8 protein-coding genes and 1 tRNA gene are annotated in these 10,459 nt (G+C 67.3%); 6 read left to right on the forward strand and 3 right to left on the reverse strand.

The features are described from left to right. The first annotated feature begins 40 nt into the window (after nucleotides 1–40). From JKV81_RS12990 to JKV81_RS13005, 4 genes are read left to right on the forward strand one after another with little or no spacing between them, the layout of a single operon-like run. On the forward strand, nucleotides 41–970 hold the full coding sequence (locus JKV81_RS12990; protein WP_099176167.1) for a branched-chain amino acid ABC transporter permease: 930 nt from the start codon (nucleotides 41–43) through the stop codon (nucleotides 968–970). 5 nt (nucleotides 971–975) lie between these two features. Continuing rightward, nucleotides 976–2,766, forward strand: a complete 1,791-nt coding sequence (locus JKV81_RS12995) for a branched-chain amino acid ABC transporter permease (RefSeq protein ID WP_202075945.1) — start codon at nucleotides 976–978, stop codon at nucleotides 2,764–2,766. Between the two features lie 5 nt (nucleotides 2,767–2,771). After that, entirely contained in the window at nucleotides 2,772–3,674 is a 903-nt protein-coding gene (locus tag JKV81_RS13000) for an ABC transporter ATP-binding protein (protein ID WP_202075947.1), read from the forward strand. Then, entirely contained in the window at nucleotides 3,671–4,387 is a 717-nt protein-coding gene (locus JKV81_RS13005; RefSeq protein WP_124276995.1) for an ABC transporter ATP-binding protein, read from the forward strand. Before JKV81_RS13000 ends, JKV81_RS13005 begins: the two co-directional genes overlap by 4 nt. Before the next feature lie 76 nt (nucleotides 4,388–4,463). Here JKV81_RS13005 and JKV81_RS13010 read toward each other — a convergent pair whose 3' ends face one another. Then, on the reverse strand, nucleotides 4,464–5,120 hold the full coding sequence (locus JKV81_RS13010) for an ANTAR domain-containing response regulator (protein WP_104789892.1): 657 nt from the start codon (nucleotides 5,118–5,120) through the stop codon (nucleotides 4,464–4,466). A 99-nt stretch (nucleotides 5,121–5,219) separates the two neighbouring features. On the opposite strand from JKV81_RS13010, the gene JKV81_RS13015 reads away from it, so the two are divergent. Continuing rightward, nucleotides 5,220–5,294: transfer RNA gene (locus JKV81_RS13015), tRNA-Leu, on the forward strand. 119 nt (nucleotides 5,295–5,413) lie between these two features. On the opposite strand, the gene pyk is transcribed toward JKV81_RS13015, so the two are convergent. Beyond that, nucleotides 5,414–6,847, reverse strand: coding sequence for a pyruvate kinase (pyk, locus tag JKV81_RS13020; RefSeq protein ID WP_202075949.1), 1,434 nt, complete (start codon nucleotides 6,845–6,847; stop codon nucleotides 5,414–5,416). Nucleotides 6,848–7,128: 281 nt separating this feature from the next. Here pyk and JKV81_RS13025 point away from each other — a divergent pair, with 281 nt between their 5' ends. Then, nucleotides 7,129–8,943 carry a bifunctional metallophosphatase/5'-nucleotidase gene (locus tag JKV81_RS13025; RefSeq protein ID WP_202075951.1) on the forward strand — a complete coding sequence of 605 codons (1,815 nt, stop codon included), beginning with the start codon at nucleotides 7,129–7,131 and terminating at the stop codon, nucleotides 8,941–8,943. Nucleotides 8,944–9,023: 80 nt separating this feature from the next. Here JKV81_RS13025 and JKV81_RS13030 read toward each other — a convergent pair whose 3' ends face one another. Further along, a complete protein-coding gene (locus JKV81_RS13030; protein WP_202075953.1) occupies nucleotides 9,024–10,301 on the reverse strand; it encodes an SUKH-4 family immunity protein in 1,278 nt (425 codons plus the stop codon). Between the last annotated feature and the right edge of the window lie 158 nt (nucleotides 10,302–10,459).

The following is a 10,459-nucleotide window of genomic DNA, read 5'->3' on the forward strand; positions in this document are numbered from 1 at the left end:
GCGCGGTGCCATATCCGAACCACTCCACGGAGGCCCTGCGGTGCACGAACTGCCGCAACAGCTGGCCAATGGACTCATCCTCGGCGCGATGTACGGTCTCATCGCGATCGGTTACACGATGGTCTACGGAATCATCCAGCTCATCAACTTCGCACACGGCGAGATCTTCATGATCGGGGGCTTCGGAGCCCTCACGGTCTACCTCGGGCTTCCGTCCGGAGTCTCTCTGCTCGCTGCGATACCCCTCATGATCGCCGGCGGAGTCATATGCTCCGTCGCCATCAGCGTCGCCGCCGAACGCTTCGCCTACCGGCCCCTGCGCACGGCACCACGCCTCGCCCCCCTCATCACCGCCATCGGCCTCTCCCTCGCACTCCAGCAGGCCGTATGGATGTGGTACCCCGACGCCACCAAGGACCGCTCCTTCCCCCAGTTCAAGGGCGAAGCGATCGACATCCTCGGCGCCCACATCCAACGCGGCGACCTCTTCGTCCTCATCGCCGCACCCATCTGCATGCTCGCCCTCGGCCTCTTCGTCTCCAAGACACGCGCCGGCCGCGGCATGCAGGCGACCTCCCAGGACCCCGACACCGCCAAGCTCATGGGCATCAACACCGACCGCATCATCGTCATGGCCTTCGCCATCGGTGCCGCGTTCGCCGCCGTCGCCGCCGTCGCCTACGGGCTCAAGAACGGCCAGATCGGCTTCCGCATGGGCTTCATCATGGGCCTCAAAGCCTTCACCGCAGCCGTCCTCGGCGGCATCGGCAACATCTACGGCGCCATGCTCGGCGGAGTCGTCCTCGGTGTCGCCGAAGCACTCGCCACCGGCTACATGAGCGACGTACCCGGCATGGAACTCTTCGGAGGCGGCGCCTGGAAGGACGTATGGGCCTTCGTGCTCCTCATCCTCGTCCTCCTCATACGCCCGCAAGGCCTGCTGGGCGAACGCGTCGCGGACAGGGCGTGATACCCATGACCACCAACACCGCCCTGCTCCCCCTGCCCACCACGGCAGCCCGCGCCACCACCACCGCCGGCGCCGCACTCGCCCTCATCGGCACCTTCCTCGCCTGGACCTACACCGACACCTTCCCCGGCGACCTCACCGTCACCGGATACCCCGGCGGACTCCAGGTCCTCACCCTCATCAGCGCAGCACTCACCCTCCTCTTCGTCCTCTCCGGATACAGCATCAAGGGCCTGCGCTGGCTCACCCCCGGCGGCACCAACAGCCCCACCCGGCTCCTCGCCATCGGCACCCTCCTCACCACCGCCTACACGGTCATCGCCGTCATCCTCACCAAGGACGACAACGAGAACCTCCTCGGCGTGGTCGAACTCGAACCCGGAGCCTGGGTCAGCCTCGTCGGCGCACTCGTCGCCGCCGTCGCCGCCCTCGGCCTCCCCAACGACCAGCCCGTCGACGACACCGCCACCGGCGCGTTCAGCCGATTCCTCGGCAGCCTCCGCGCCCCGGCACCCGCCCGCGCCAAAGCACTCCCCGCCTGGGCCGAAATCCTCATCATCGCCGTCGCCTTCGGCGTCGCCCTCGAGGTCTTCACCTACGGCATCGACACCGAGTACGCCGAACTCTTCATCGGCTACGTCATCGCCGTCGCCTTCGGATTCACCGCACTCACCCGGGCCGGACTCATCGCCCGCGTCACCGCGCTGACCTCCAAGCACCGCAACGTCACCCTGTGCGCCGCACTCGTCGCAGCCTTCTGCTTCCCCTTCACCCAGCAGAACGAGGAATACGCCCTCATCGGCGCCAACATCCTCATCTTCGCGACCGTCGCACTCGGCCTCAACGTCGTCGTCGGCCTCGCCGGCCTCCTCGACCTCGGCTACGTCGCCTTCCTCGGCGTCGGCGCCTACGCCGCGGCACTCGTCTCCGGCAGCCCCCTCTCCCCCGTCGGCGTCCAGTTCCCCTTCTGGGCCGCCGTCCTCACCGGAGCCGCGGTCTCCCTCGTCTTCGGCGTCGTCATCGGCGCCCCGACACTCCGCCTCCGCGGCGACTACCTCGCCATCGTCACCCTCGGATTCGGAGAGATCTTCCGCCTCACCGTCAACGCCCTCAACGGCGTCAGCGGCCCCGACCTCACCAACGGCTCCCAGGGCATCCCCAGCATCCCCGACCTCAAGCTCCTCGGCTTCGACTTCGGACTCAGCCACGACGTCGGCGGCTTCACCCTCGGCAGGTCAGCCAACTACTACCTGCTGATGCTCCTCTTCACCGCCGTCGTCGTCCTCGTCTTCCGACGCTCCGGAGAATCCCGCATCGGCCGCGCCTGGGTCGCCATCCGCGAGGACGAAACCGCAGCCACCGCCATGGGCATCAACGCCTTCCGGCTCAAACTGCTCGCCTTCGCCCTCGGCGCCACCCTCGCCGGCCTCGCCGGAACCGTGCAGGCGCACGTCTCCTACACGGTCACCCCCGAGCAGTACCAGTTCGCCGGTTCCGTACCCCCGAACTCCGTGTTCCTCCTCGCCGCCGTCGTGCTCGGCGGCATGGGAACCCTCAGCGGCCCCCTCGTCGGCGCCGCACTGCTCTACCTCATCCCGGCCAAACTGCAGTTCATGCAGGACTACCAGCTCTTCCTCTTCGGAATCGCACTCATCCTCCTGATGCGCTTCCGCCCCGAAGGGCTCGTCGCCGACCGCCGCAAGCAGCTCGAATTCCACGAGACCGGCCAACTCGACGTACCACCGGACACACCACTCACCGACACAGCCGCCGGCACCACGAAGGCGGGGGCGTGACCACCATGACCAAGACAGACGCACCCACCGGCACCACCGTCCTCGACGCCAGCGGCGTCACCATGCGCTTCGGCGGCCTCACCGCCGTACGCGGCGTCGACCTCACCGTCAACGCGGGCGAGATCGTCGGCCTCATCGGCCCCAACGGCGCAGGCAAGACCACCTTCTTCAACTGCCTCACCGGCCTCTACGTCCCCACCGAGGGCAAGGTCAGCTACAAGGGCACCGTCCTGCCGCCCAAGCCCCACCTCGTCACCCAGGCAGGCATCGCCCGCACCTTCCAGAACATCCGCCTCTTCGCCAACATGACCGTCCTGGAGAACGTCCTCGTCGGACGCCACACCAGGACCAAGGAAGGCCTCTGGTCCGCCCTCCTGCGCCTCCCCGGCTACAAGAAGGCGGAGAACGCCAGCCGCGAACGCTGCATGGAACTCCTCGAGTTCATCGGCCTCGCCGACAAGGCCGACCACCTCGCGCGCAACCTCCCCTACGGAGACCAGCGCAAGCTGGAGATCGCCCGCGCCCTCGCCAGCGACCCCGGTCTCCTCCTCCTGGACGAGCCCACCGCCGGCATGAACCCCCAGGAAACCCGCGTCACCGAAGAGCTCATCTTCGCCATCCGGGACCAGGGCATCGCCATCCTCGTCATCGAGCACGACATGCGGTTCATCTTCAACCTCTGCGACCGCGTCGCCGTCCTCGTCCAGGGCGAAAAACTCGTCGAGGGCACCGCCCCCGTCGTCCAGGGCGACGAACGTGTCGTCGCCGCCTACCTCGGCACCCCCTTCGAAGGCGCCCCCGGCGCCGAAGAAGCCGCCGAGGTCGAAGCCGCCGAAGCCACGGCGGCCGGCACGGCCAAGGCCGACACCACCACCCCCACCACCACCGAGGAGGAGGACACCCGATGACCGCACTGCTCGAGGTCGAGGACCTCCGCGTCGCCTACGGCAAGATCGAAGCCGTCAAGGGCATCTCCTTCACCGTCGAGGCCGGCCAGGTCGTCACCCTCATCGGCACCAACGGCGCGGGCAAGACCACCACCCTGCGCACCCTCTCCGGACTCCTCAAGCCGGCCGGCGGCCGCATCCTCTTCGAAGGCAAGCCGCTCACCAACATCCCGGCACACAAGATCGTCTCCCTGGGCATCGCCCACTCCCCCGAGGGACGCCACATCTTCCCCCGGCTGACGATCGCCGAGAACCTCCTCCTCGGCGCCTACCTCCGCAACGACAAGGCAGGCATCGAGAAGGACGTCCAGCGCGCCTACGACCTCTTCCCCATCCTCGGGGAACGACGGAAGCAGGCCGCCGGAACCCTCTCCGGAGGCGAACAGCAGATGCTCGCCATGGGACGCGCGCTCATGTCCCAGCCCAAGCTGCTCATGCTCGACGAGCCCTCCATGGGCCTCTCCCCGATCATGATGCAGAAGATCATGGAGACCATCGTCGAGCTCAAGGCGTCGGGCACCACGATCCTGCTCGTCGAGCAGAACGCCCAGGCAGCCCTCTCCCTCGCGGACCAGGGCCACGTCATGGAGGTCGGCAAGGTCGTCCTCTCCGGCACCGGCGCCGACCTCCTCCACGACGAGTCGGTCCGCAAGGCCTACCTCGGCGAGGACTGAGCAGCACCCACGCACACGAGAAGGGCCCGCCCCCGGGTGTCCGGGGGCGGGCCCTTCTCCGTACGCGCGTACGGGACTACTCGGCAGCCTTCTTCTTCTCCTCGGCATCCTCGATCAGCGCCTCGGCGAGCTGCTGCATCGACATACGCCGGTCCATCGACGTCTTCTGGATCCAGCGGAACGCCGCCGGCTCGGAGAGCCCGTAATCCGTCTGCAGGATGCTCTTCGCCCGGTCCACCAGCTTCCGGGTCTCCAGCCGCTGCGAGAGGTCCGCGATCTCGCTCTCCAGCGCCTTCAGCTCCGCGAACCGGGACACGGCCATCTCGATGGCCGGAACCACGTCGCTCTTGCTGAACGGCTTCACGAGGTACGCCATCGCCCCGGCGTCCCGGGCCCGCTCGACGAGGTCGCGCTGCGAGAAGGCGGTGAGCATCAGCACGGGGGCGATGGACTCCTCCGTGATCTTCTCGGCGGCGGAGATCCCGTCGAGGACCGGCATCTTCACATCGAGGATCACGAGGTCCGGACGGTGCTCCCGCGCCAGCTCGACGGCCTGCTGCCCGTCCCCGGCCTCGCCGACGACCGAGTAGCCCTCTTCCTCCAGCATCTCTTTGAGGTCGAGACGGATGAGCGCCTCGTCCTCGGCGATGACGACGCGGGTCGTCAGCGGCGGGACGTGCGACTTGTCGTCGTCGACGGCGTCTACGGGCTGGGGCGACTCGGGGGTGGTCACGGGGCTCCTTGGTCAAGACAGGGGTGCTGCTCCCAAGAGCCTACCTAGCTACGATAAGCTGGATCATCAGCGGGTCGAAGTAAACCTTCGATTTATCGCGCCCCGGTAGTCCAATTGGTTAGAGACAATGGATTCAAAACCCATACAGTGTCGGTTCGAGTCCGACTCGGGGTACTTTCCTTAGATTCCAAGGTTGATCGCGCGTCTTCGACGGCGCGCCCGCCATCTCCGTAGCCCGACGGGCGTCCGTCGCCCTCATGGACGCTCACGTCGGGCCGAAGTACTGACGACCGTCACTCCGGGCTGTCGTCCTCGCCGATGTGGTGCACCCGTACCAGGTTCGTCGAGCCGGCGACCCCCGGCGGGGACCCAGCCGTGATGACCACGATGTCGCCCTTCTGGCAGCGACCGATCCGCAGCAGTTCCTCGTCCACCTGCGCCACCATCGCGTCCGTCGACTCCACGTGCGGCCCCAGGAACGTCTCGACGCCCCACGTCAGGTTCAGCTGGGCGCGGGTGGCCGTGTCCGGGGTGAAGGCGAGGAGCGGGATCGGGGAGCGGTAGCGGGAGAGGCGCTTGACGGTGTCGCCGCTCTGGGTGAAGGCCACCAGGAACTTGGCGCCGAGGAAGTCGCCCATCTCGGCTGCCGCGCGGGCGACCGCGCCGCCCTGGGTGCGGGGCTTGTTGCGGTCGGTGAGGGGCGGGAGGCCCTTGGCGAGGATGTCCTCCTCGGCCGCTTCGACGATGCGGGCCATGGTGCGGACGGTCTCGACGGGGTACTTGCCGACGCTGGTCTCGCCGGACAGCATCACGGCGTCGGTGCCGTCGATGACGGCGTTGGCGACGTCGGAGGCTTCGGCACGTGTGGGGCGGGAGTTGTCGATCATCGAGTCGAGCATCTGGGTGGCGACGATGACCGGCTTGGCGTTGCGCTTGGCGAGCTTGATGGCGCGCTTCTGGACGATCGGGACCTGTTCCAGGGGCATTTCGACGCCGAGGTCGCCGCGGGCGACCATGATGCCGTCGAAGGCGGCGACGATGTCGTCGATGTTGTCGACGGCCTGGGGTTTCTCGACCTTGGCGATGACGGGGAGGCGGCGGTCCTCCTCGTCCATGATGCGGTGGACGTCGTCGATGTCGCGTCCGCTGCGGACGAAGGAGAGGGCGATGACGTCGGCGCCGGTGCGGAGGGCCCAGCGGAGGTCGTCGATGTCCTTCTCGGAGAGGGCGGGGACGGAGACGGCGACGCCGGGGAGGTTGAGTCCCTTGTGGTCGGAGACCATGCCGCCTTCGATGACGGTGGTGTGGACGCGGGGTCCGTCCACCTCGGTGACTTCGAGGGTGACGCGGCCGTCGTCGATGAGGATGCGTTCGCCGGCGGTGACGTCGGAGGCGAGGCCGTCGTAGGTGGTTCCGCAGGTGGTGCGGTCGCCTTCCATGGGTTCGACGGTGATGGTGAAGTCGTCGCCGCGTTCAAGGAGTACGGGGCCTTCGGCGAAGCGGCCGAGGCGGATCTTCGGGCCTTGAAGGTCGGCGAGGATTCCTACGCTGCGGCCGGTTTCCTCGGATGCTTTGCGTACGTGGCGGTAGCGCTGTTCGTGTTCGGTGTAGCTGCCGTGGCTGAGGTTGAGGCGGGCGATGTCCATTCCCGCTTCGACGAGTGCCTTGATCTGCTCGTATGTGTCGGTTGCGGGTCCCAGGGTACAAACGATTTTTGCTCGGCGCATGGTTCGAGCCTAGACCTTACCTGCGGGTAGGTAATTGTCTCTGCATGACTGTCCAACAGCCTTTCGGTGAAAGGTTATTGACAAGTGTTGAATTGTGCGGCGGGGCGCTCCGATGAGCGTTCGCGCGGGCGCCCTGGCAGCTCGGCCGGCGGTCGGCCGGTGGGTCGGCGGGGTGGCGGCGGAGCTGCTGGTCACCAGATCGAAACCTGTTGGGGGTGTTGCGGGTGGGGGTGGCTGGGCCAGAATCTACGCGCGTTGTTCGCAGACACGAGGAGTCAAGGATGCCGTTGAACCGTAGGACGTTTCTGGGCCGTTCGGCTGTCGCCGGTGCGGGTGTGGCGCTGGGCGGAGGGGTCGTCGGCGCGGGGCAAGCGGCGGCCTCGGAGGCGAAGGGGCACGGTCACGGGCGTCCGCAGAAGCGGTACTCGTTCACGGTGATGGGGACGACGGACCTGCACGGCAATGTCTTCAACTGGGACTACTTCACGGACAAGGAGTTCGACGACTCGGCGCACAACGACGTCGGGCTGGCGAAGATCTCGACGCTGGTGGACCAGATCCGTGAGGACCGGGGCCGTCGGAACACGTTGCTGATCGACGCGGGTGACACGATCCAGGGCACGCAGTTGTCGTACTACTACGCGAAGATCGATCCGATCACGGCGAAGCGTGGTCCGGTGCATCCGATGGCGCAGGCGATGAACAAGATCGGCTATGACGCGGCGGCGCTCGGGAATCATGAGTTCAACTACGGCATTCCGGTGTTGCGGAAGTTCGAGGAGCAGTGTGATTTCCCGCTGCTGGGTGCGAATGCGCTGGATGCGAAGACGCTGCGGCCGGCGTTCGCCCCGTATGTGATCAAGCGGGTGCGTACGCCGCACGGTCGTGATGTGCGGGTGGCGGTGCTGGGGCTGACGAATCCCGGTATCGCGATCTGGGACAAGGCGAATGTGGGCGGGAAGATGGTGTTCCCGGGTCTTGAGGAGCAGGCGGCGAAGTGGGTGCCGAAGCTTCGTTCGATGGGTGCGGATGTGGTGATCGTTTCGGCGCATTCGGGTTCGTCGGGTACGTCGTCGTACGGGGACCAGTTGCCGTACATCGAGAACGCGGCGGGTCTGGTGGCGGAGCAGGTGCCGGGGATCGATGCGATTCTGGTGGGTCACGCGCACTCGGAGATTCCTGAGTATTTCGTGACGAACAAGAAGACGGGGAAGAAGGTCGTTCTCTCGGAGCCGTTGAAGTGGGGGCAGCGGTTGACGCTGTTCGATTTCGATCTGGTGTGGGAGAAGGGCCGTTGGGTGGTCGAGAAGGTCGGTGCTTCGGTGCTGAACTCGAACACGGTGGCGGAGGACCCGCGGATCACGTCGTTGCTCGGGGATGAGCACACGAAGGTGGTGGCGTACGTGAATCAGGTGATCGGTACGTCGGTGGTGGCGATGTCGACGGCGGAGGCGCCGTGGAAGGACGAGCCGGTCATCGATCTGATCAACCTGGTGCAGGCGGAGACCGTGAAGGAGGCGCTGGCGGGTGGTGAGTACGCGGAGCTGCCGGTGCTGTCGCAGGCGGCGTGCTTCTCGCGTACGGCGTCGATCCCTGCGGGTGAGGTGACGATCAAGGATGCTGCGGGACTGTATCCGTTCGAGAACACGCTGGAGGCGCGGCTGCTGACGGGGGCGCAGCTGAAGGACTATCTGGAGTATTCGGCGCGGTACTACGTGCAGACGGCGGCGGGGGCTCCGGTGGACACGTCGAAGTTGACGAATGCGGAGGATATTCCGGATTACAACTATGACGTGGTGTCGGGCGTGACGTATGACATCGATATTGCGAAGCCTGTGGGTTCGCGGATCGTGGGGTTGTCGTTCGAGGGGGCGCCGGTGGATCCGGCGGCGCAGTTCGTGTTCGCGGTGAACAATTACCGGGCGAGTGGTGGGGGTAACTTCCCGCATGTGCCGGGTGCGAAGCAGTTGTGGGCGAATTCGGACGAGATCCGGAACACGATCATCGGGTGGGTGCAGGCGAAGGGGTCGGTGGATCCGGCGGAGTTCGCGTCGGTGGACTGGCGTCTGACGCGGGATGGTGTGCCGGTGTTCTGACCGGGGTTTCACGCTGGTGGTGTGTGGTGGCCGTCCTCCCTGTGTCTTGGGGAGGGCGGCCTGTGTGCGTGCGGTGGTGGTCAGAAGCCGTCTTCGTCGAGTTCGGTGATGCCGGCGATGAAGTACTCCCACTGGGCTCCGCTGGGGCGTTGGGAGTTGAGTGTGCCGGGTGCGAGTGCGTCCATCTCCGTGAGGAAGTCGTTCTTCGGGTCTTCGTCCGGGCGTGGGTGCCAGCAGGCGTCCATGTAGCGGCGTACGCCTTCGAGGAGGCGGGTGAAGTGGTCGAGGTCCGGGGAGAGCCGGATGCGCTCGGCGGCGTGGACGAGATGGACGCTGCCGTCGCGGCGGTGCAGGTGGAGGGTGCCGTGCGGGGTGGTGCCGAGGGGCAGCAGGTCGGCCGGGTCGGTGCCGTCCGGCAGTGCTGCTGCCGGTGTGGCTGCCGCGTCCTGAGGTGTCATGTCTTTGGCGGGGCAGGGGGTGAAGGTCGTCCAGCCGCAGGCCCACCGGGCTGGTAGTCCGATGTCCCGGAGGTGCCGTCGGGCGGCGGGGTGTTCGAGGGTGGTGGGCAGTTCGGGTTCGGGGATGCGGATGACGTCGACGGGGGCGAAGGCGTCGTCGATGCGCTGGGCGGTGAGCGGGCCGGTGGGTGCGGGGTGGGTCGGTATCCGGCCCGGTGTGCCGTGCTCCGCGGAGTCGTGGTCGAGGAAGTCGCGTGGCCAGTCGCGGAGTACGTCCGGGTCGGTTTCCAGGAGGGCGAGGCCGCAGGTGTCTGCGATGAGGTGGCGCGTTCGGCCGTCGGGGGCCGTGAGTGGGGTGGCGTGGGTCCAGCTCTCGGGTGCGTAGAGCTCCAGGTCGTCCAGGCGGGGTGTCCCGTCGGGTGGGGTGGGGAGGGGCCGGCAGTCCTCGTGTGGTGGGGCCGGTGTCCGTTCCCCGGTTTCGAGGTCGAGCCAGGTGTTCTCCCAGGCTGCTTTGACTCTCAGGAGCTGTCGGCCGTTGTGGGGTTGCAGTCCCGGGGGCTTGAGGTGGGTGAGGTTGGGGTGGGCGATGTAGTGGCCCACCGGGCGCCACCAGGCCCATACCGTCCGCCAGGGCATGCCGGGTTCGGCGGCGGCGAGCTGCCGGGCGTAGGTCTCGTGTCCGAGCATGGTGGCGGCGAAGTGGAGCCAGGCCGCGAATTCGGCGCGGCTCACCTCCGTACCGCCGAATATCGCTTCGGCCTGCTGGAACACGTCGCGGCCCGGGTGGGGTCCGGGGGCCGTGTTCTCGATGTGTGCGCGGATCGCTGTGCGGTCGGTGTCCAGGAGGCGTGCCGGGTCGTCCAGCACGTTGTCCGGCAGTTCGCTCGTCCCGTTGCTCATGGGTCCATCGTGGCAGCGGGGTGGGCGGGTTCGGCTGCGGGCGGTCAGGTCAGCGGGTCCGTCCGAGGGGGGTGCGGGGGTGGCCTTGGCCGGGGACGGCGGGGGTGGGGTGGGGGGTGAGGCCGAAGGTGGTGAAGGCGGTGCGTTGTGGGAGGGGG

Origin of the sequence: Streptomyces silvae (assembly GCF_016745505.1) — a bacterium.
Taxonomy (GTDB): Bacteria; Actinomycetota; Actinomycetes; order Streptomycetales; family Streptomycetaceae; genus Streptomyces; species Streptomyces silvae.

Bases quoted from the DNA above. Each gene is read 5' to 3' on its own strand.
- JKV81_RS12995 (WP_202075945.1), top strand. From the start codon at position 976: ATGACCACCAACACCGCCCTGCTCCCCCTGCCCACCACGGCAGCCCGC.
- JKV81_RS13000 (WP_202075947.1), top strand. From the start codon at position 2,772: ATGACCAAGACAGACGCACCCACCGGCACCACCGTCCTCGACGCCAGC.
- JKV81_RS13005 (WP_124276995.1), top strand. From the start codon at position 3,671: ATGACCGCACTGCTCGAGGTCGAGGACCTCCGCGTCGCCTACGGCAAG.
- JKV81_RS13030 (WP_202075953.1), bottom strand. From the start codon at position 10,301: ATGAGCAACGGGACGAGCGAACTGCCGGACAACGTGCTGGACGACCCG.
- pyk (WP_202075949.1), bottom strand. From the start codon at position 6,847: ATGCGCCGAGCAAAAATCGTTTGTACCCTGGGACCCGCAACCGACACA.
- JKV81_RS13025 (WP_202075951.1), top strand. From the start codon at position 7,129: ATGCCGTTGAACCGTAGGACGTTTCTGGGCCGTTCGGCTGTCGCCGGT.